16 protein-coding genes and 1 pseudogene are annotated in these 21,116 nt (G+C 37.7%); 12 read left to right on the top strand and 5 right to left on the bottom strand.

Annotated elements, in window-relative coordinates; genetic code table 11:
• Positions 1 to 189 precede the first annotated feature (189 nt).
• Positions 190 to 1,884 (bottom strand): oleate hydratase, encoded by a 1,695-nt coding sequence (locus ESP02_RS07915; protein WP_002375119.1) that lies wholly within the window; start codon positions 1,882 to 1,884, stop codon positions 190 to 192.
• 56 nt (positions 1,885 to 1,940) lie between these two features.
• Complete coding sequence (locus ESP02_RS07920) at positions 1,941 to 2,069, bottom strand: hypothetical protein (RefSeq protein WP_002287569.1); 129 nt, start codon at positions 2,067 to 2,069, stop codon at positions 1,941 to 1,943.
• A gap of 431 nt (positions 2,070 to 2,500) precedes the next feature.
• Here ESP02_RS07920 and ESP02_RS07930 point away from each other — a divergent pair, with 431 nt between their 5' ends.
• Both ESP02_RS07930 and ESP02_RS07935 read left to right on the top strand, forming a co-directional pair.
• Positions 2,501 to 2,866: a DUF1622 domain-containing protein gene (locus ESP02_RS07930; protein WP_002375115.1), complete on the top strand. Its 366-nt coding sequence runs from the start codon at positions 2,501 to 2,503 to the stop codon at positions 2,864 to 2,866.
• A complete protein-coding gene (locus ESP02_RS07935) occupies positions 2,863 to 3,228 on the top strand; it encodes a DUF1622 domain-containing protein (RefSeq protein ID WP_002292507.1) in 366 nt (121 codons plus the stop codon). The genes ESP02_RS07930 and ESP02_RS07935 overlap by 4 nt, the downstream gene beginning before the upstream one ends.
• Positions 3,229 to 3,388: 160 nt before the next feature.
• Here the strand turns inward: ESP02_RS07935 and ESP02_RS07940 are convergent, their stop codons facing one another.
• Positions 3,389 to 4,816: a helix-turn-helix domain-containing protein gene (locus ESP02_RS07940; protein ID WP_025478561.1), complete on the bottom strand. Its 1,428-nt coding sequence runs from the start codon at positions 4,814 to 4,816 to the stop codon at positions 3,389 to 3,391.
• Positions 4,817 to 5,285: 469 nt separating this feature from the next.
• Here ESP02_RS07940 and tdc point away from each other — a divergent pair, with 469 nt between their 5' ends.
• The 4 genes and pseudogenes from tdc (at position 5,286) to ESP02_RS07960 (ending at position 12,868) form a co-directional block, all read left to right on the top strand.
• Complete coding sequence (gene tdc / locus ESP02_RS07945) at positions 5,286 to 7,121, top strand: tyrosine decarboxylase (protein WP_025478560.1); 1,836 nt, start codon at positions 5,286 to 5,288, stop codon at positions 7,119 to 7,121.
• A gap of 306 nt (positions 7,122 to 7,427) precedes the next feature.
• Positions 7,428 to 8,906 (top strand): amino acid permease, encoded by a 1,479-nt coding sequence (locus ESP02_RS07950; RefSeq protein WP_002375112.1) that lies wholly within the window; start codon positions 7,428 to 7,430, stop codon positions 8,904 to 8,906.
• Positions 8,872 to 10,203 (top strand): annotated as a pseudogene (locus ESP02_RS07955) (amino acid permease). The gene ESP02_RS07950 and the pseudogene ESP02_RS07955 overlap by 35 nt, the downstream one beginning before the upstream one ends.
• Positions 10,204 to 10,315: 112 nt before the next feature.
• On the top strand, positions 10,316 to 12,868 hold the full coding sequence (locus ESP02_RS07960; RefSeq protein WP_002375108.1) for an HAD-IC family P-type ATPase: 2,553 nt from the start codon (positions 10,316 to 10,318) through the stop codon (positions 12,866 to 12,868).
• A 6-nt stretch (positions 12,869 to 12,874) separates the two neighbouring features.
• Here the strand turns inward: ESP02_RS07960 and ESP02_RS07965 are convergent, their stop codons facing one another.
• Complete coding sequence (locus ESP02_RS07965) at positions 12,875 to 14,314, bottom strand: helix-turn-helix domain-containing protein (protein ID WP_038398393.1); 1,440 nt, start codon at positions 14,312 to 14,314, stop codon at positions 12,875 to 12,877.
• A gap of 190 nt (positions 14,315 to 14,504) precedes the next feature.
• Here ESP02_RS07965 and ESP02_RS07975 point away from each other — a divergent pair, with 190 nt between their 5' ends.
• The 6 genes from ESP02_RS07975 to ESP02_RS08000 all read left to right on the top strand — a co-directional run bounded on the left by ESP02_RS07975 (position 14,505) and on the right by ESP02_RS08000 (position 19,964).
• Entirely contained in the window at positions 14,505 to 15,149 is a 645-nt protein-coding gene (locus ESP02_RS07975) for a response regulator transcription factor (protein WP_002375102.1), read from the top strand.
• Positions 15,136 to 16,254, top strand: a complete 1,119-nt coding sequence (locus ESP02_RS07980) for a sensor histidine kinase (protein WP_025478559.1) — start codon at positions 15,136 to 15,138, stop codon at positions 16,252 to 16,254. The genes ESP02_RS07975 and ESP02_RS07980 overlap by 14 nt, the downstream gene beginning before the upstream one ends.
• Positions 16,255 to 16,341: 87 nt before the next feature.
• Positions 16,342 to 17,283, top strand: coding sequence for an ABC transporter ATP-binding protein (locus tag ESP02_RS07985; RefSeq protein WP_002375098.1), 942 nt, complete (start codon positions 16,342 to 16,344; stop codon positions 17,281 to 17,283).
• A gap of 8 nt (positions 17,284 to 17,291) precedes the next feature.
• Positions 17,292 to 18,383, top strand: a complete 1,092-nt coding sequence (locus ESP02_RS07990; RefSeq protein ID WP_025478558.1) for an ABC transporter permease — start codon at positions 17,292 to 17,294, stop codon at positions 18,381 to 18,383.
• Entirely contained in the window at positions 18,384 to 19,523 is a 1,140-nt protein-coding gene (locus ESP02_RS07995) for an ABC transporter permease (protein ID WP_038398395.1), read from the top strand.
• Positions 19,524 to 19,601: 78 nt separating this feature from the next.
• Positions 19,602 to 19,964 (top strand): MmcQ/YjbR family DNA-binding protein, encoded by a 363-nt coding sequence (locus ESP02_RS08000; protein ID WP_002375090.1) that lies wholly within the window; start codon positions 19,602 to 19,604, stop codon positions 19,962 to 19,964.
• A 186-nt stretch (positions 19,965 to 20,150) separates the two neighbouring features.
• Here ESP02_RS08000 and ESP02_RS08005 read toward each other — a convergent pair whose 3' ends face one another.
• Positions 20,151 to 21,008 carry a LysR family transcriptional regulator gene (locus ESP02_RS08005; protein WP_025478557.1) on the bottom strand — a complete coding sequence of 286 codons (858 nt, stop codon included), beginning with the start codon at positions 21,006 to 21,008 and terminating at the stop codon, positions 20,151 to 20,153.
• Positions 21,009 to 21,116 lie beyond the last annotated feature (108 nt).

Consider the following 21,116-nt stretch of genomic DNA (forward strand, 5'->3'; position numbering starts at 1 on the left):
GAGGAACCATTTTCATAAAATTTTTCTTAATACTCAAAACTAAACGACTTTTTCACAACCTCTTGGTAAACGGTGTTCAAAAGCTTGCATCTGTGGTAATAAGTCCAACCAAGTCAAAAACATAAGTAGCTGTTTTTGCTTGGCTGTTCTTATTACTTGATGCAAGGCAGCTTTTTCACAACCTCTTGATTATTCAAACATTTTTTTTGCGGCACGAGCTAGAGTAGGGATGTCTTTGTCGTAACGCGGTGTTTTGACAAGACGGGACATAGGGATGCCCGCAAAATGGAAAGCAGCGATTTCTCCAGAACGTACAGCACTTTGTTCAGTAAAGATCATCTGATAAGGCTGCTCAACAAATTCTCCTGTAAAGGCCAGATTGGTTGAATGTTTAGGAATGACTTTTGGTCGATCACTTTTTGCACGGTTATTGAACAATGCGGAAGCATAAGGCATATAGACAGGGATATTATTTATTACGCTGTCGAAAATCTCTGTTTCTTTTTCCCGAATATTCACTGGACCAGGATCTACTTTTGAAAGTTGTCCAATCAGTTCTTCCAACATTTCTTTTCCGTTCATCTTAATATACTGTTTATCCACAAATTCGCCACGTCGTCTTGGATAAAGGAAATAACCCCAAATAACTGTTTCATTTGGTTTTTGAGACGTAAAATGCGGTTGATGATGCACGACGATAGACATATTGACATCTTTTTGGCCTAATGGCGTGATCGGTGTAGTTGAAATAAATGAATTCAAGGCATTTCCTGGTTCTTGAGTCGTGATACGGGTGATTTCATTCAATAACAGGTGGTTTTTCGTCGTCAGAGTAAAGCTGACCCATTCGCTCGCATCTCGATCCGCGAAAAATTTGTCGGGATTTCCTAAGTTATAGAAACGTTCGCTGGCTTTTTTCCAGAGACTAGAAGCTGCACCATAATCCATATTTTCTACAGCTGGTGTTTCGTAATCTCCCAAAGTAGCTGAATCTGTAATAGAACCATTAGTGAAAATAACCGCTGTATCTTCATCTACCGTGACATGCTCCTCTTCCTGAGTCAATGTATTAATCATTTTCAAACCAGTGACAGTGATTTCATCTTGCATCGGTGTATCTTTGAATTCCCAGTCAGTGACACGGCGGTTCAAAATGATTTTGCATCCTTGTTCTTTCAAGTACTCGATCAAAGGAAGCATGATACTTTCGTACTGATTATAGCGTGTTCGATTGACGCCCACTAAATGTTCGATTTGAGTGAATTCATAAATCATTTGATGCATATAGCGACGCAATTCTTGAGCAGAACTACGTGTTCTGAAAGCAAATGTTGTTTCCCACATAAACCAGAAGTTTGTTTCAAAAAAGTGTGGATCATCTTTGAAATATTCTTCGATAGTGATATTGTCTAGTTTTTCTTCTTCTGAATCAGGCATGGCAATCAGTTTAGTCAGAAGAATACGGTCCTTGTTGTTGAAGCCCAGTTTTCCACCGTCAATGATTCCTTTACCACCTTCCATCAAACGTGCTTTGTCAAAGGTACGGTGTTTTGCATCAAAATCTCTCGTATCTTCTTCAGCAGTCATTCCTGGCTCAGTAACAGAAGGTATTCGACTTAATAGATCCATCAAATCTACATAGGTACGGTAATTAAGCATGCGACCGCCTCGAGCAATATAGCCTTTTTGGTTTTCTAATGGATGATTTTTATTCCAATATTCATCCACTACAGTGTCGGTCGGTGCACCATCATTTGAACCGTGATCATCCAATGAATAAAAGGTGATCTGATCCCCTTTCCATTTGCCTTCTTGAATCAAATAAACAGCCGCTGCCATATTGGCAATACCGGCACCAATCATTATTGCTTTACTTTTTCTCATTGTGATTCCTCCAATGTCTTCCAAGTATATCCGTAGTGATTCAACGAAATAGGATGCTAGATGGATTCAAATTCATCATATAAATGACTATCATCTTCGAATAGCCCTGTTTTTTTTCCTAGATATGCAGCGCCAAGGGCAAGCAAACCTAAACCGATGCCGACTTTGATTAATTTTTTACTCATGAAAAACGCCTCCTTGTTTTCTCTTTCTATATCCAAGGATAGTTCGTTTTTATGAGAATGCCAAATGATAGGGTGAGAAGAAAAAGGAAATTTTGACAAAAAAGAAGAAGTGTCTGATTTTCCTGTAATTAGTAACAGGGTAGGAAAGAAGAAAAGTTTTGAGGAGATGTATGGTTCTATTTTTAGAAATTTGGGTAAAAAAAGCGCGAGACAGTGCCACTTTGAAAAGCTGATGACGGACTAAACCTTATTTTAACTTGCTATGTTGTTTTGGATACTTCCATGATGTATGGATGGTGAAGAATGAGAAAGGGAAGAGGAGGATTTTAGGCAAGGTGTGATCAATAAAACAACTTTTAAATAGACGAACAAGGTCTCTTTCTTTTACAATAAAAGAATAGGAACAAATTAAAAGAAAGTAGGTAGCTTATATGTTTCGCTCAAATTTGATTGAATTTCTAGAATGGATCATTGCTATTTTAAATATTTGTTCTATCGGTATCTTAGTTGCTGGGATCGTTCTTGTTCTATTCAAACTTTTTGATTGGTCTCATGTCAAGAAAAACTATGCAGAACGTAATACTCGTAATGCAGATACAAGAAAACTGTTAGCAAGTTATATCTTGTTAAGCTTGGAAGTGCTAGTCGTTGCTGATATCATCGAGTCAGTTATCAAGCCGACTTGGACAGATATTTTGAAGCTTGCACTTATTATTATCATTCGAACAGTCATTTCTTATTTCTTGAATCAGGAAATAGAAGACAAAGAGAAACAAAGAAGAGGAGAGGTAGGATGACGACAGAGTTGATGCAGTTTCTTCTTCCATATTTTGAAAAACTTGTACTGGGACTTGATATTTTTGCTATCTGCTTATTGATTTGGGGAGTTTGTCTGTCGATTAAGGATTTCTTGAAATACTTATTTGTCCATACAGAAGCGAAAAACGACCGAGTCAGCGAGAACAATGCTATTAAAAAGATGTTGGGAGGCTATATACTTCTAAGTTTGGAAATTCTTGTTTCAGCTGGGATCATCGAATCGATTATCAAACCTACTTTGCAGGATATTTTCCAGCTAGCTGCATTGGTAGTTATCCGAACGATCATTTCTTATTTTTTAAATAAAGAAATCGGGCCAGTAGACGTCCCAAATAAGTGAGGTTATGAGCCTGCCGTTTATCGAGAGGTTGTTAAGAAGTGGGCAGATTCAAGGAATAAGAAGAAATTTATGAAAATTTCGGCTTATTTCCGAAGAAGTTGCTTTTGGAATATTGTTTACTCAGAATAAGAGGCTGTGACATGATGTTTGTCACAGCCTCTTATTTATTTTGCACAGCTGAAACGATTGCTCGTTCGATCGTATTGATTGAAATAGGAATAATATTCTCATATTGGACTGCATCCGGTGTATATAGTGTACGTTCACATAACACTCGGTTCGAGGGTTGCTGTGCATACTTCTTTATATCAGATATACTTGCATAGATTGTTGGTGCAACTTGAAAATCGAAAGTAGTTACAGCTTCCAAGGCTTCCCGATAAATCAGATAATGAACATCCGAATTTGTGACGATATAGATAGTCAGACGCTCTTTTGTCAGACGGAGAATTCCACTCAATTCGATGACAAAAGCTCGCATGCAATTAGGATTAAACCGTAGATCATAAGGTAGCCGTTTGGCCCAACTGGAAAAAAGAATTTGGACTTCTTTATACAAATTTGCCTGTTCCTCATTTAGAAGATTAAATTTTTCCGGCATGAATAATTGATAGTTATCCCAAGCCGAACGCATCAGATGAATCAGCGCACGTTCAAATGGCTGATTCCCGAATAATTCTTGTTGGAAATGAGTTTCAAAGGTAGCAACTAGTTCTTTTATTTCGGGAGTATTGTCAATAAACACTTGGTGTAGCTGTTGAAAATCTTCCGCAATCAACTGATAAGAATGGAAACCATAATTACAAAGATTGAACAGTGTCAAAATAAAGACAAATTCTTCTTTTTTATAATAGGTTTGGAAATCAGTGTTCTCCCATGCTGAAGCGACATAATTGTAAATAGGACGTTTTTTGATTTCTTCGATAAATGTTGGATCTATTGTCACAGTACACAACTGCTGGCGCAAGAAACTAATAGCAAAACCAATCGATAAGATTTCTTTATTTTCTTTATCATAAAATCTACCGCTATTCTCCGTTACAGATTCAATGAAACGATCCGCACGTTCAAAAAACGATTCAGGTAGCTCCCAGGACTTAAAGCTGCCTAAACGATAAGCCACATTAAGAAGCAATAGACGTCTTTCCATTTCAGTGAATCGAGGGGAGTAGCGGTCGATTTCGATCCCACAATCATGAAAATAAGCCAATACTTGTTTTTTTAAGGAGTAAGCTTTGCTGACAGAGATGAATTCACACTCAGTTAATTGGAGATAATCAGGTTCATCTTCTTCCAAATAAAGCAGGCAAGTTTTTAAAAACAACGAATTTTGGGTCAATTGCTGCATGATCTTACATCGAGGTATATGTTCTGAAAAATATAAAGTGTAACAATCCTTTTCCCGATGCGTATAAACAATTTGTTCTTCAAATTCTTTTTTTATGTTATTGATATCATTGAGTAAAGTGGTTTTGCAAACATGTAGAAGATTGGAGAGCTTTTCTAGATTGACTTCTTTATTTACATAGAATTGCCCACATAAAAACAGCTGTCTCAAAATATTCTTCTCAATATATTCTTCAATCATAGTAAAGCCTCCACCTTGTATTTTTTTGCACAATATGGAAAATATTATGACATGTTTTCTTTTGGGAATCATCAATTAATTTCTGAAAAAGCCTATAAATTCCGTTAAAAAAAGATTTGCATGTTATAAAATTTGAAAAATAAATATTTTCATTAAAAAAAAGATTGTGAATTACTAACAAGTAAAAGGAAGGGAAATACAGTTAATGAATGAATAATAGTCATTTAAGTTATTTGTTCGTTTTTTTTAGACTATCCATTTTAGAAGTCTGTTTTATTAAAAAAATGTTCGTTTTTCTACGTGAAATTATCAGAAAAATCCGACTTTATTTATTTTTGTTTGAAATATTCTACGTGAATCTGATGTTATAAAAAAAATTTTCTCATTTTTGGCGCTATAGTGAAGAGGTGTTACAGATAAGCACATGTATCTGCGAGACATTGACCAACGAAATATGGAGGGAAGAAACATGAAAGATATGGATATCAAGGCCGTCTTTATAGGCGACAAAGCTGAAAATGGACCAGTTTACAAAATGTTGTTGAACAAGATGGTAGATGAACATCTTGGCTGGAGAGAAAATTATATTCCTTCAGATATGCCTGCAATTAGCGAAGGAGATAAGCTAACTCCAGATTATCTAGCCACCCGCGACCATATGATAGAGGTCTTGGATGAAGTCAGTCAGCGATTACGCGCAGGATCAATCCCATGGCATTCAGCAGGCCGTTACTGGGGACAAATGAACGCTGAAACACTGATGCCTGCTTTATTAGCTTACAATTATGCGATGCTATGGAATCCTAATAACGTTGCACTAGAATCTTCTATGGCAACTTCGCAGATGGAAGCAGAAGTAGGACAGGATTTAGCCTCACTATTCAACATGGCAGACGGATGGGGACATATCGCAGCAGATGGTTCTATTGCTAACCTTGAAGGATTATGGTACGCCCGTTGCATCAAATCGATTCCTTTAGCTGTCAAGGAAGTTTTGCCTGAAAAAGTGAAAAACATGTCTGAGTGGGCTCTTTTGAATCTGTCTGTTGAAGAAATTTTGGAAATGACCGAAAGCTTTACAGATGAAGAGATGGATGAGGTCAAAGCAGCTTCTTCTCGTAGCGGAAAGAATATCCAAAAATTAGGGAAATGGCTGGTTCCTCAAACAAAACACTATTCTTGGATGAAGGCGTTAGATATTTGCGGAGTCGGCTTAGATCAGATGGTTGCTATCCCAGTTCAAGAGGATTATCGAATGGATATCAACGCTTTGGAAAAAACAATTCGTGAATTAGCTGATCAAAAAATCCCGATTCTAGGTGTGGTTGCTGTCGTAGGAACAACAGAAGAAGGACAAGTAGACAGTGTAGATAAAATCATTCGGTTAAGAGAAAAGTTAAAAGATGAAGGTATCTATTTCTATTTACATGTTGACGCTGCATATGGCGGGTACGCGCGTTCACTGTTTTTAAACGAAGCAGGAGAATTTGTGCCATATGCTTCCTTAGCTGAATTCTTTGAAGAGCATCATGTATTCCACCATTACGTAACGATCGACAAAGAGGTGTATGAAGGATTCAGAGCTATTTCAGAAGCGGATTCTGTCACGATTGATCCGCATAAGATGGGCTATGTCCCTTATGCTGCTGGAGGAATCGTGATCAAACATAAAAATATGAGAAATATCATTTCTTATTTTGCACCATATGTGTTTGAAAAATCAGTCAAAGCACCAGATATGCTAGGTGCCTATATTTTAGAAGGCTCAAAAGCAGGAGCAACGGCTGCTGCAGTCTGGACAGCTCATCGTGTATTGCCATTGAATGTGACCGGATATGGTCAATTGATTGGTGCTTCAATCGAAGCAGCTCAAAGATTCAGAGAATTTTTAGGTCAATTACACTTTACTGTTAAAGGAAAAATAATTGAAGTCTATCCACTGAATCATCCTGATTTTAATATGGTCAATTGGGTATTTAAAGTACAAGATTGTACAGATTTGAACGCTATCAATGAATTAAATGAAAAAATGTTCGATCGGTCTTCTTATATGGATGGCGACGTTTATGGTGAACGGTTTATTACTTCTCATACGACATTCACACAAGAAGATTACGGTGATTCTCCGATCCGTTTTATTGAAAGAATGGGTCTATCGAAAGAAGAATGGCAAAAAGAACAGCAAATCACTCTGCTACGTGCGGCTATCATGACTCCTTATTTGAATGATGATCGAATTTTCAATTTTTATACAAAAGAAATCGCCAAAGCAATGGAAAAGAAACTAAACGAAATCATCAAATAGAACTGATTTTTGTGTGAAAGAATAGCAAGAGACATATGGAGAACAGACAATTATTTGCCTCATCAAAACAATTGTATTTCTCCCTGTTTTTCATATATTCCTCAGCAAGACATTCTTTTTTATAAATCTTTCTATAGTTGGTTCGTTCGTTTCATGTATCAAACCCAGTTCACTAAGATCGTTCAATGGATGTTTCGGTGATACTGGGTTTTGTACTGAATCGATGAAACCTTGTCACTTTTGTTCTTGAACAAAAATAAAAGAAAATGAAAAACATGTTGCTATTGAAAGAAAGAAGGAATAAAGATGAAAGATGCTGGTTCATCAAAACAAATCACGACCATGACCTTTATCGGAATGACCTGTGCCCTTGTAGCAAGTGTACGAAATATTCCAGATGTGGCAGCAACAAGCTGGACGATGATTTTTTACATGCTGGTTGCCGTATTGTTGTACGCCTTTCCAATCTCATTGATCTCTGGTGAATTTGCCGGAATGTTTCCTCAAAAAGGTGGTCCAGAACTTTGGGTATCGAATGCTCTAGGAAAAAAATGGGGATTCGTTGTCTCCTGGCTGTTATGGGTCCAAATGTTTCCTGGGATGGTGATGGTTGCTTCAGCACTCGCTCCGTTGTTTGGTAATATTATCGATAATGTGCCGCTTGGACTGAACAGCAAATTTACATTAGTTGTTATTTTAGTGGTTTATTGGATCATCACTTTTTTGAATTTAACATTCGACATGGCAAAAATCGGCGGAAAAATCGGTGTTTGGTTAGGTCTATATGTCCCTTTGACGATGATGCTCTTATTAGGATTTGCTGCGTGGATCAAAGTTGGAATCGTACCAACCGGAACATTAGGCAGTTTTTCATGGGACAAAGTAATACCAGATACTACAACTGCATCCTCATTTGTTTATTTTGCGCCGATCATGTTTATTTTTACCGGCATCGAAATGTCCTCCGTGTATATCACACGATTGAAGAATCCAGTGAAAACGTATATTCGTGGGGTATTTGCTGCGCTGATTTTTATATTTTTCGTCAATATTTTGAATGCTTTAGTTGTAGCAAATGTCGTACCAAAAGGTCAAATGGAATTGAATAATATCGCACAATCTATTTCGATTTATTGTCAAATTCTCGGTTTGCCGCATCTTATTGTGAATCTGTTTAGTTTGCTTGTCTTCATCGGTGTGGCAGTCCAATTATCTGCTTGGGCATCAGGACCTGCAAAGACAGTGACAGAAAGTGCTAGAAAAGGTGCGTATCCACCAAAATTCAATTTTTGGAAGACGAATCAATTTGACGTATCCAAATCCGTTATTTTGACTCAATCTGTCATTATCTCAATCTTTGCGCTTTTTTATTTGCTGATTCCTGGCGTCAATCAAGCATTTTTGATGCTAGTTAATTCAACTACTGTTATCTATTGTATTGTCTATGTCATTATGGGGATCGCGGTTTTGAGATTACGTTATACACATGCAAAGTTGAACCGTCCATTCAGAATTGGAAAAAAAGAGAACAAAAGCAATCTTGGCGTCTGGGCGGTCGTTATTGTTTTATTTGCGACCATCGGCTTTTCTGTCGGACTAACGATGAAAGCTGGAACATGGATCAATCTAATTGCAGTCACAGCCATCAGTGTCATTTTGTTTGTAGTACCACTATGTATTGAAAAAATAAAGAAACCTTCTTGGGAACAGGAAGTCGCCATGCTGCTTGAAAAAGAAAAAGGTGAACTTGATGGAAAAACCGGCAATGAAACGGACTCTAACTAATCGAAACATCCAGTTAATCGCATTAGGTGGCGCAATTGGAACAGGGTTATTCTTAGGTTCAGCAAAGGCAATTGCATTGGCAGGACCAGTTGTTATTCTCGTCTATTTGATATGCGGTGTGGCTATTTATGGCTTGATGCGGGCTATGGGTGATTTGTTTTTAGCAAATAGTAAATTTAACTCTATCAGTGATTTCATTGACTACTATTTGGGTGAAAAGTGGGCCTTTTTTGTCAATTGGACTTATTGGCTTTGCTGGCTTGGAGCTGGACTTGCGGAATTGACAGCAATAGGATTGTATATCCATTTCTGGTTTGTACACGTACCAGCTTTGATAAGCGGAGGTAGTGCATTAATGATCTTAATGGCAGTCAATCTTATTGCCGTCAAATGGTTTGGCGAATTGGAATCTTTTTTCTCAATCATCAAGATCTTGGGAATTGTTCTTTTTATTTTATTGGGTATAGGATTGAGCGTCTCAGATTTTCATACCCAGTCTATCGGAATCAAAGCAAATTTTGGACAGCTCAATGAATTAGTCCCGTTTGGCTTTGCTGGAATGATTGCTTCATTTCCTATGGTTTTATTCAGTTTTGCTGGAATTGAAATGATCGGATTAACAGTTGGTGAGACGAGTGACCCACAAAAGAATTTGAAAAATGCAATCAACTGTCTGCCTTGGCGTATCCTCTTTTTCTATGTAGGAACGATTCTGTCGATTTTATTCGTTGTTCCATGGTATTGTTTAGATTTAAAAGAAAGTCCTTTAGTCACTATGTTGCAAATGATCCATTGCCAAAGCGGGGCAGCAATCGTCAATCTGATGATTCTGGTTGCTTCTTTGTCTTCGGCAAATAGTGCGGTTTACAGTACTAGCAGGATCTTATATCAAACAGCAAAAGAAAAAAGTCTGCCCCTTTGATTTTGTGCGCTTTCTAAGAAAGGCGTACCTTTACACGGTATTTTGATTACAGGAACGTTATTTCTTGCAGGTCTTTGTCTACATTTTTTTGTCGCTGATAGTCGATTGTTTTTTCAGCTTTTGGCAGGCATGACAACGAGTTGTTTTCTATTTGTGTGGTCTTCGATCTTATATGCACATGTTCAATTTGTTAAAGAAAAGAAGCGGAACACTACAGCAAGATATAAAGACCTTGCTTTGTTGGTATTTTTTGCGGCCATTGCTTTCAGCTTGTTATTCGAAAGAACGACACGTTTTATTCCTTTTTTATTAGTTATCTGGTTTGTTTTCTTAAGTTTTGTATATAAAAGAATAAGCGATAGAAATATCAATTAAGACTAAATATATCCGGCAAAACGAATTATTTCAGACTTCCCTGAAATAATCGATACGCCTGAAAAATCTCCCTACGTATAATAAAAGTATCAATTAAGTAGGAGGGGATAGGATGAACTGGTACAAAGTGACGGTAGAAGATACATTGAAAAACTATCAAACATCAACAGAAGGCTTGTCGCAAGAAGAACGGCAGAAACGCCTGACTGATCAAGGATATAATGAGATAGAAGCAAGACAGCAGACAAAACGATGGAAAAAAATAGCAAAACACTTTACTGATCTGCTGATGATCGTGTTGATCATTGCCTCTTTTTTGAAATTTGCTTCGAGCGAATACATCGAAGGAAGTATTATTTTATTCGTAGTGATCGTCAACGGACTCGTTAGTTATTGGCAAGAAAGAAAAGCAGAAGAATCGTTGAATGGTTTGAAGCAGCTGATGGGACAAGAAGCGATAGTACTATCGAACGGGATGCAAGAAAAAATCCCTGCGAAAGAACTAGTAAAAGGAGATGTCATTGTCTTACGTGCCGGAGACGTCGTTCCAGCAGATGTTCGGTTGATCGAAGTACATGATCTACTAGTAGAAGAATCGATTTTGACGGGAGAATCAGAAGCATCTGAAAAAAATCATTCCGTTTTGGCAGCAGAAGAATCAATCGGTGACCAAAAAAATATGGCTTTTTCAGGAACGCTTGTACAATCTGGTTCTGCAGTCGGTGTCGTTGTAGAAACAGGAAACACGACAGAAATCGGTAAAATCAATCAAGCACTGCAATCGGTCGAACAACAAACAACGCCTCTGATCAAGAAGATTAACCGATTGAACAAACAAATTTTTCAAGGCATTCTTTGTTTGATCTTGTTCTTAGTTGTTTTTACAACATTCCGCTATGGCATGGATTGGCATATCCTTCTTTCAGCTATGATCGCTTTGGTGGTGTCAATGGTACCCGAAGGATTGCCAGCTGTGTTGACCATGATCCTATCTGTCGGAGTACATGAAATGGCAAAAGAAAAGGCAATCATCAAAGGACTGCCTTCTGTAGAAACATTAGGTTCTATGACAGTGATCTGTTCAGATAAGACAGGGACATTGACAAAAAATGAAATGACAGTTGTGGATGTAGCAGCAAAAGAAGAAACTCGCGTACTGTCTATTATGAAAAATTGTCAGGAATTAAAGACGAAAGAAGAACAGAAAACAGAAAATTTAAGTGGCAATCCGACAGAACTTGCACTGATTCGTCACACTGAAACAGCCAATCTGCCTTTGAAAAAAATAGAAGCAAAGATTCCGTTTAGCTCTGAATACAAATATATGGCAACGATGCATACGGAGGAAAAAGGAGCGGTGATTTACGTCAAAGGTGCGCCAGAAGTATTATTGGCTAAATCAACTCTTTCTTCTTCAGAACAAGAAGCATGGGGTCAAACAGCCACAGCGTTTGCGAAAAAAGGTCAGCGTGTTTTAGGATTTGCTTACAAAAAAGTAGATTCGAAACAGGAACTCACGCATGAGTCTTTAACCCGATTAACTTTTGCAGGGATTGCCGGGTTGATCGATCCGCCAAAAGAAAGTGCAGTCAAAGCTGTAAAGGAATGCCAACAGGCAGGAATCTCAGTGAAAATGATTACGGGGGATCACAAAGATACAGCAAAAGCGATCGCGGAACAAATTGGCTTAAAACATACTGCTAAAGTTTTAGAAGGGATCGATTTGGATCTTATGTCTGAAGAAGAGTTGATTCGACAAGTACCAAAAGTCGATGTCTTTGCTCGAACGACACCAGAACACAAACTGCGAATCGTGAAAGCTTTGCAGAAAAATGGAGAAATCGTCGGAATGACCGGAGACGGCGTAAATGATGCACCTGCTTTGAAAAGAGCCGATATAGGAATCGCTATGGGAATCAAAGGTAGTGAAGTAAGCAAACAGGCAGCTGATATGGTTTTAGGAGATGATAATTTCCATACGATCGCAAAAGCCGTAAAAGAAGGTCGGCGCATTTTGGATAACTTGCAAAAGACCATCAATTTCTTCTTACCAACTGCGTTAGCTCAAGGATTGATCTTGATTTGGGCGCTGATACTGAATCGGCCGCTACCTTTGTCCCCAGTACAGATTTTATGGGTCAATATGGTAACGACAATCACTTTATCTTATGCATTAGGGTTCGAGTCGCCAGATCCAGAAATCATGAAGCGTCCACCAAGAGACCCAAAGCAAGGAATCCTATCAGGTTATCATTTGTTTCGGATCATCTATGTCGCACTACTGATCATGGTTCCTGCCTATTTATTGGCTATGCAATTTGAAGGGCAAAGCTTACAGCAAACCATTCTTCTGCAAAATATCGTCTTAGCTCAAGCTGTTTACATGATCAATTGCAGAGAGTTGTCCAAGCCGTCATTGAACCAAGGTCTTTTGCAAAACAAATCGCTTTTTCTTTCATTGGGTATCCTTGCTTTATTGCAGGGGATGGTTATTTTTCTGCCAATCGGCCAGCAGCTGATCGGTACAGTAAGTTTAACGATGACACAACAGTTATTGATTGGGGCAAATGTGATTCTTCTATTCTTAGTTGTAGAAATAGAAAAAGGGATCATGAATAAACTGTTTCGCAAAAAAGAAAAAACAGCTAGAGAATTCAGTCGCTAGCCGTTACTATAAAAAAGTTTTGAAAGTGAGTTCAGTCAAACGATTGAGCTCATTTTTCGTTGGAATAGAAGAAATGTATACAATAGGGATATCTAGAGAATCCAGAGGGAAATTGGAAATCAAGATATCTGTTTTTTCAAAAGAAATAGTGGAAAGATCGGTTAGTTCGATAGGTAAGAAGCAGACACGTTTTCCTAGATAATCTTTTAATTCCTGCTGCAAGAACGCCTTCCAGGAAGGTTCTCCTTGGAAAATAAAATAGACATTGAACAAATTCGGTTTGATAGAAAAAATCGTTTGTTGGATCAGTAAAGATAAGAGTTGAAGGAAGAAATTCGGTTCATTGATTTCCATTTCTTTTTTTAGATCGTTCAGTAAATTCTCTTTCTGCTGATACAAGTGTGCATATTGCTGATCATATGTTTCTAAAAAACGATGGTATTGACGGTCCAATGCTTCAATCAATATCGGCGATTCATGATATTTTAATACGAGGAGAGCCAAGTTATCAGTCAGCGATGTTTTTTTTAGTTGATCAAGAGACAGCTCCAAAGCTAGTTCCTCTACAAAAGTTTCGAAGCGTTCGAAAAATGGAGAATGATGCAAGCATCGAGCAGTTTCTTGTCCATAGTTATTGTTGTAATTCCAACTTTCCAGAAAGCAGAAAGAAGCAAAAGAAAGCTCAGTGTTTTTAAGATAAATACCTTCCGTTAAATACAATTTTTTCAATGCAGAGTCATACAGGGAGGAGAGTGTGCTGTTGATATGGATAGAAGAATCTAATCGGCAATTCGCTTTTATACGGATCGTATTGATAAAGAACCAACATGTTTCGAAAATCTCTTCTGTTTCAACAGCTAGTTCAGTTTGACTGAGGTTTCTTAAAAATTGAAAATAATGGGATTCATGGATCGAATAATCCTCGAAAAAATAGTTGTTATGAGTGAAAGGAATCAGCAATCGATGATAGAAAGTACGAATCGCACGCTCTTTTCCAAGAATACAAGCTGTATATTTCGTCAAATCGATCTGCAAGTCGTAACTTGCTAAACGCTGATTGATTTTAGTCACATGTCTTTTCAATGTTCCATAAGAAAGCCCATGGTCGGCTAGAAAATCAGGGACAGCAACTTTTTTTGTAAAAAGCAGATTTTTCAGCAGTTCGACACTGACTGATTGTTTGAAAAAAATCTCCCAAAGGTCATTTGTTAATAAATTTTGCTGGTTTTGCAAACTGATTCCTGCTTGATCGCTGATGATGTCCCAGCCTTCGGGCAGCTGAGAGCGAATAGATTGAAGGTCAGAAAAAATCGTTCGTTCGGTTGTCCCTATGATTTCAGCTAATTCATTTACGGTTATCTTTGTATGATTCAGCAATTGTTCGACTAAAGAAACATGACGTCGAATATCTTTTTCGGTAATGATTTTTTTCATTAGTGAATACATAAATCAGACTCCCTTCTATTCTAAGAATACGGAGAAAATAAACGGTGGTCAAGTTTCATCTGATTTTTCAACCAGTATTCATTTTTATGGAGCATTTACTGGGAAAATGTTTCTGTTATACTGATGATAAGGGTTTCAACAAGAGCCTAAAAACTGATACCACTAAAATCAAAAAATGGATGGGCAAACAATGATCAAAATTTTAATAGTAGATGATAGCGAGATCATCACCGGTGGACTGAATATTTTGTTAGGAATGGAAGCTGGATTTGAAATCGTCGGTTGTGTCAATAATGGAGACAAAGCAGTCGAATGGTGTCGGAAAGAACGAATCGACTTGGTACTCATGGATGTTCGGATGCCTGAGATGAACGGTGTGGAGGCAACGAAAAAAATTACAGAAGAGACAGATACACAAGTGATTATTTTGACGACTTTTGATGAAGACGAATATATCGTAGAAGGTATCAAAAATGGTGCTTCAGGATATTTATTGAAAACAACTGAACCAAAACAATTAATTCAATCAATCTATAGCGTGATGAATGGTCAAAGTATCTTTTCTCATGAAGTCTTGACGAAAGCTAAAAAACAGATTGACTTGCAAAAAAGCGTACCAGATCTTTCTCAATTGACGCCTAGGGAAAAAGAAATCGTTCATTTAGTCGCTAAAGGAATGAGCAACAAGCAAATCGCGAGTCAGTTGTTTTTATCAGAAGGAACAGTCAATAATAGTTTATCTAATATTTTGCAGAAATTAGCATTAGAACATCGTACACAATTAGCAATCTATTATTTGACTGGCAAGGTGGGAAATGAAGATGGGGAATTTTAAATTATTTTTCAGTACACTAACCATCGTTGTCTTATTAAGTATCATCTTTTTACGCACAGAAGCTAATTTGACTTTTATTATCATTCTTTTTTTACTATGGTTAAGTTTGCTGCTGTTGAGTATCAGTTTCTCGAAGTTTCAACTGATCTTTTTGCTCGTTCAAGGAATGGTCGGTATAACGGCCGTTTTCATCCAACCTTGGCTGTTTTATTTGCTGCCTCTTACTGTAGCAGATTTTTTGACTTTAAAAAAACAAAGATGGCTTCTTTTGTTCCTGGGAATAGGAATGTCCCTATTAGTGGGCGCCTATTTTTTAGACAGCTATATGCAACTAGGCGCTGCTGCTTGGGGCGTGTTTGTCTTTTTCTTGTATGAAACACTTGAACGGATGGATCAGGAAAAGCGTAAACTGAGTGATTCTTCTGACCTGCTTCGAATCGAGCGAAATCATTTGTCGAATCTATTTGCACAAAGTATCATGAATAGCGAAATAAAAGAAAAAGAAGCAGTGCTAAATGAACGGCAACGGCTGATTCATGAAATCCATGATGAATTAGGCCATAAATTAACTGGCGGGCTCATACAGATGGAAGCTGCAAAAATGATTTATCAAGCGAATCCGCAACAAGCAGAGCAGTTGTTATCAGAAGCAATCCACGCGACACGTAGCGGAATCGATGATATTCGAAAAATTCTTCATTCTCAAGCACCTGCGTCAGAAACAATTAATTTGAATCGTATCAAAATGGAACTGCAACGTTTTACGGAACGTTATCAAATTAGGACTTTTTTTCAATATTTTGGCAAAGTTGATCGCTTAGATCCTCTTCAGTGGAAAATATTAATAGGAAATTTAAAAGAGATACTTACCAATATCTTGAAGTATGCCGAGGCGACAGAAGTAGAAGTTCATTTGCATGTATATAATGGTTTTTTACGGTTTCAAGTGAGTAATAACGGAAAAAGAACAGCAGACTATAAAAAAGGACTAGGTATTCTTGGGATGGAAGAGCGTACAGCGGTTTTAGAAGGTCAGTTGCTGATCGATACCTCACAAGGATTCACCGTGACGACCATTTTACCTTTTACAGCAAAAGAGACATGAGAAATCTCATGTACAAATGATGAGAAACTGCACTAGTACAGTTTCTCATTTTTTATATACTTAAAGAAAGACAAGGAGGGGATAGAAATGGAGCGAATTGTAGAAGTCGAGCATTTATCAAAAAAATTCGGTACGCATATCGCAGTGGATGAAGTCAGCTTCGCTGTAATGAAAGGCACGATTTTAGGTCTTTTGGGTCCCAATGGCGCTGGAAAATCAACGATCATCAATATTATTACAGGATTGTTGAATAAAACATCAGGTCAAATCAGTCTGTTTGGGAAAGAGCTTTCTGAAAAAAATCGAGAACTTCGGAAAAGAATTGGTGTAGTTCCTCAAGAATTAGCTCTGTATTATGATTTAAGCGCGGAAGAAAATGTCCGTTATTTTGGTGGACTTTATGGGTTGAGAGGAAAAGATCTGCAACAAGCTACAGAAAAATCATTAAAACTAGTAGGGCTATGGGAGAGAAGAAAAGATAAGCCAGGAAAGTTTTCTGGCGGAATGCAGCGTCGTTTGAATATTGCCATGGCTATCGTTCATGAGCCGGAATTCGTGATCATGGATGAACCAACGGTAGGGATCGATCCGCAATCACGAAACTACATCATAGAAACAATTGAAAAGATGCGGGATGCTGGCAAAACTTCGATCTATACCAGTCATTATATGGAAGAAGTCGAACGTTTAGCCGATACTATCGTGATCATTGATCATGGGAAAGTCATTGCTTCTGGAACGGAAGCGGAACTAGTCAACCTGATAACAGATAAAAAAAATATCAAGATCACCGTAGCAAATCCACAAGATGTCGTACTAGCTGAATTAGAACAGCAGTCAAGTGTACTTCAAACGAATATGGAAGGAAATACACTGATTGTCACTGTTGCTGTTGAAAGCAATGCATTGAATCATTTGCTGATGGATCTGATCAAACAAGGAGTCGAAGTCGACAGCGTGGAACAGCAGCGGATTAATTTAGAGACCGTCTTTTTGAATCTAACAGGAAGAAAGTTAAGGGATAAGTAGGTGAGAAGATGAATATTCCGATTATTATCCGAACGTTTGTACAGCAACTCCGAGATAAATCAACGTATATATATTTTTTACTTTTTCCATTATCGTTGATGCTAATACTAGGAACAATCTTGCAAGGGGCTTTCTCAACAGATATCGAATCCAAGATCGAAACAGTGGATGTCCAATATGTGGTTGAAAACGAAGAGTTAGGGCACCAATTTGAACTAGCTGTGAAAGAAAGCTCACCTGACAAGATTTCCTTTGAAAAAAGTCCCTCTGCAAAAGCTGCGACAGAGGCAATGGAGAAAAAGAAAACAGATGCCTATATCAACATTGCGGAGGGGATAGATGTCCAAACAGGAAACCTTTCTGAACTTCAATATACATTATTGAAAAGTTACTTAGTAGAAGTATTCCAAGTGATCCATTTTGTGCAAGGAGCCCAACAATTCAATACATCGCCACAAGAAATATTGGGTGGCGCAGCAAAATTGGATGATGTTATCGAAGTAGATCAGACAAACTTGAAGAAGTCAGCAAATTCGTATCAGTATTACTCGATAGCGATGATTGCGTTATTTGTTTTATATATGTCTGAAAGCGGCTTAGAGATGTTTGGAAAAAGTCGACGTCAGCATATTTTGCAGCGAGAGTTGATTAGTCCTCTCAGCAGGCAGAAGATCATCAATTCAACTTTTACAGGACATGCATTACTAGGCTTTTGCGTAGTGCTTACACTGATGCTCCTCACTCAATTACTGTTTCGTGTACCTTGGCATCAGCAATTTGTATTTTCCTTTTTGAGTTTATCTTCACTGATGTTGTTGTTTTTAGTATTAGGCAGTTTTCTGGAAACGATAGGAAAAGATGTTGGTTCTGGTTTGACACAGATTTTTATCCAAGTAGCTGCTTTTTTGGGTGGCGGATATTTTCCTGTAAGTGAAGGTATGGCGAATTTTTCACCGATGGGCTGGATCATGGGACCGCTCAGGGAAGCTTTATGGACGAATAATCCCTTGCAGTGGCGCGGTATTTTATTGAATTTATTTGCTGCAGGAATATTGTATGTCGGGATGTCGATTGTACTAAACAAGAGGGAGGAATTCTAAATGAAAGAAATTCTATGGATCATTCGTGAACGGTTTATTATTTGGAAAAACCACCCCTTGCAAGTATTGTTTTTACTAGGCATACCGTTACTTAGTATCGTCATGTATTTGTTTATTTACAGCAATACGAATACCCTGACCGGTACATTGTCAGTCGGCGTGATAGACCAAGATCAGTCGATCTATAGTCAGGAATTCATTGAGTCTTTAAAAAAGCGAGTAACTGTCAAAGAAATCGAAGAAGAGGATGCAGACAAAGTATTATCGGAACAGCAAGTATCCGCAACAATTGTTTTACCGGAAGATTTCTCTGAAAAAATGAAGGCGGGTCACTTAGCAACTTTGAGATTCAGAACATTTCAACAAGGTGAAGTCATCGATTCCCTTAAGAATATAGTAAAAACCTCTTATAACGAGATTTTGTCTATTGCAAAATTTGCAGAAGGCAGTGGGGAAAAATCAGCTTTTGATTTTGCTGAAGGATCGCCCAAACTAAAATTTACTTCATTTGCAAAAGATGATCAAAGCAAAATAATGACGATCCAGATTTTAGGATTTATGTTGATGATGTTGTTGTATCAATCGGGGAATTTTGGAGCGAATACGATCCAAAATGAACGAAGAAATAAAGTTTATCAACGATTGATGACTACTCCGGTTCCTAGAAAAACTTATTTTATCGGAACAGCGGCGTTTGCATTTCTTGCCATGCTTTTTGAAGTACTGTTTACCGTATTTTTAATGAACGTGGTATTTCGAATCGATATAGGATTATCGGCAGTTTATTTGATTGCCCTATTAGCTGTTTTTGGATTAGTAGCAGTGGCATGGTCGATTGCAATCGGTGTCAATTCGCCAAGTAGTCACTTTGCCACCGGTGTCCAGAGTATCTTGTTTACGATAACCAGTCTCCTATCAGGAGCGTTGATCCCTAATGAGATCATGCCAGAATTCATGCAGAAAGTAGCTCAGATCACTCCTCAGTATTGGGTAATAGATGCAATCAAGCAACCCCAGAACCAACATGGATTTACGGCGGTCATAATGAATGTACTAGTATTAGCAGCATTTGTATTACTTTTTTTCAGCATTTCCATTTATGGATTGATGAAAAAGAAAAATATCGAAGTATTTGATTAGCAACTACTTGTATTCATTTTCCTATTCTTACGTGGTATCTTTGAATAAAGCGAATCAATAAGAAAGAGATGGAAGCAGATGCTAACGAAAAAAGAACTAATCGATTACATCGATGAAACATACAATTTGTCTCCAGAATATATTTTTAAAAAATTCCCTGATTATTGCGTATTCAGACATCAAAAAAGCAAAAAATGGTTTGGGGTCCTGATGTCTGTTCCAGAAGAAAAAATCTATGATGATGCAAGTGACCATAGGATCATCGACATCCTTGATTTGAAGGTCGATCCTGAACTTGGCGGAATTTTGCGAGGAAAAGAGGGGTATTTTCCAGCCTATCACATGAATAAAGAACATTGGATCTCTGTTGATCTACGTAAAATAGAAAAGCTAGATGAACTAGCAGGTTTGATTGATGGAAGTTTCAAATCAACGCAATGAATTCTAGGAAAAATAGAGAAGAGGTTGTGACAGAAGTGTTTAGTTTCAAGAAATAAGAAGGAATTTACGAAAATTGCTTCTCAAATTTTTGGGAAATTTGGGCTTATTTCTGAAGAAGTTACTTCTGGAACACCGTTTATTCGAAAAAAGAGCTGCGACAAGAATTTTGTCACAGCTCTTTTATTTTTATTTTCCTAAATAAAATTCCCGCATCGTTTTTGCAATCATTTTGATCAAAGGATGATCTTTTGTGAAGCTAGAAGATAAATAAATTGTTCGTGTCAAGGGCAAATCTTTGATTTCCCGCAAGACGAAAGGATCATTTTTATCGTAAGACCAAGAAACTTTTGGGAAAAAGCTAACAGCTAAGCCTTGCTTGACAATAGAACGTAATGTCGCAGGATCATCTGTCGTCGAACTGATCGTCAATTCGATACTTTTCGCTTCAAGTGCTGCATCCAGTGTATGACGGAAGGCATTGCTCTTTGACAGCATCAAGATGGGGGTGCGTTGGATATCTTCTAATTGCAGATGTTCTTTTTTCGCAAGAGGATGTTTCTTAGGAATGGCTACATAAACAGGTTCTTTCATGATAGGAATATTGGTCATGCCAGGCTTCATCTCCGAAGTGATGTACAGTACAGGGTCGGTAATATCATCTGGTAAATGATGTTGCATGATCGTTAATTGGATATCAGGATGCTTTTCCATAAAAATTCGGACTAAGTTCGGAATAGAAACAGAGGCTACTTCTAAATACAAAATGACGGAAGTAACGATCTTCTCATTGACTGAAGACAATAATTTGATTCCTTCTTCTAATGTGTCTAATGTCTTGACTGCATATGGATAGAATTCTTCTGCATAAACAGTTGTCTCAATGTTTCTGCCGCTATGGTAAAACAAAGGGACCCCTAATTCATTTTCCAAATGTTTGATCGCACGACTCAAGGCAGGTTGAGAAATAAATAATTCTTTGGCTGCTTGGGTGACATTTTTTGTTTCGAACACTTTTTTAAAATACTGTAGATGAAGCAATTTCATAATTATCCATCCCATCCATACCTTTTTGTTATGGTTTTTTCTTTTTTTGGCATTTTTTATTATAGCAGAAATTGACTAAGATAGCAGTGGAAAAAGTAAGTGCTAAGG

The organism is Enterococcus sp. NBRC 3427, assembly GCF_007996925.1.
Lineage (GTDB): Bacteria > Bacillota > Bacilli > Lactobacillales > Enterococcaceae > Enterococcus_B > Enterococcus_B lactis.

Coding starts and splice junctions, on each gene's coding strand:
- ESP02_RS07915 (WP_002375119.1), bottom strand. CDS start 1,884: ATGAGAAAAAGTAAAGCAATAATGATTGGTGCCGGTATTGCCAATATG.
- ESP02_RS07920 (WP_002287569.1), bottom strand. CDS start 2,069: ATGAGTAAAAAATTAATCAAAGTCGGCATCGGTTTAGGTTTGCTTGCC.
- ESP02_RS07930 (WP_002375115.1), top strand. CDS start 2,501: ATGTTTCGCTCAAATTTGATTGAATTTCTAGAATGGATCATTGCTATT.
- ESP02_RS07935 (WP_002292507.1), top strand. CDS start 2,863: ATGACGACAGAGTTGATGCAGTTTCTTCTTCCATATTTTGAAAAACTT.
- ESP02_RS07940 (WP_025478561.1), bottom strand. CDS start 4,816: ATGATTGAAGAATATATTGAGAAGAATATTTTGAGACAGCTGTTTTTA.
- tdc (WP_025478560.1), top strand. CDS start 5,286: ATGAAAGATATGGATATCAAGGCCGTCTTTATAGGCGACAAAGCTGAA.
- ESP02_RS07950 (WP_002375112.1), top strand. CDS start 7,428: ATGAAAGATGCTGGTTCATCAAAACAAATCACGACCATGACCTTTATC.
- ESP02_RS07960 (WP_002375108.1), top strand. CDS start 10,316: ATGAACTGGTACAAAGTGACGGTAGAAGATACATTGAAAAACTATCAA.
- ESP02_RS07965 (WP_038398393.1), bottom strand. CDS start 14,314: ATGTATTCACTAATGAAAAAAATCATTACCGAAAAAGATATTCGACGT.
- ESP02_RS07975 (WP_002375102.1), top strand. CDS start 14,505: ATGATCAAAATTTTAATAGTAGATGATAGCGAGATCATCACCGGTGGA.
- ESP02_RS07980 (WP_025478559.1), top strand. CDS start 15,136: ATGGGGAATTTTAAATTATTTTTCAGTACACTAACCATCGTTGTCTTA.
- ESP02_RS07985 (WP_002375098.1), top strand. CDS start 16,342: ATGGAGCGAATTGTAGAAGTCGAGCATTTATCAAAAAAATTCGGTACG.
- ESP02_RS07990 (WP_025478558.1), top strand. CDS start 17,292: ATGAATATTCCGATTATTATCCGAACGTTTGTACAGCAACTCCGAGAT.
- ESP02_RS07995 (WP_038398395.1), top strand. CDS start 18,384: ATGAAAGAAATTCTATGGATCATTCGTGAACGGTTTATTATTTGGAAA.
- ESP02_RS08000 (WP_002375090.1), top strand. CDS start 19,602: ATGCTAACGAAAAAAGAACTAATCGATTACATCGATGAAACATACAAT.
- ESP02_RS08005 (WP_025478557.1), bottom strand. CDS start 21,008: ATGAAATTGCTTCATCTACAGTATTTTAAAAAAGTGTTCGAAACAAAA.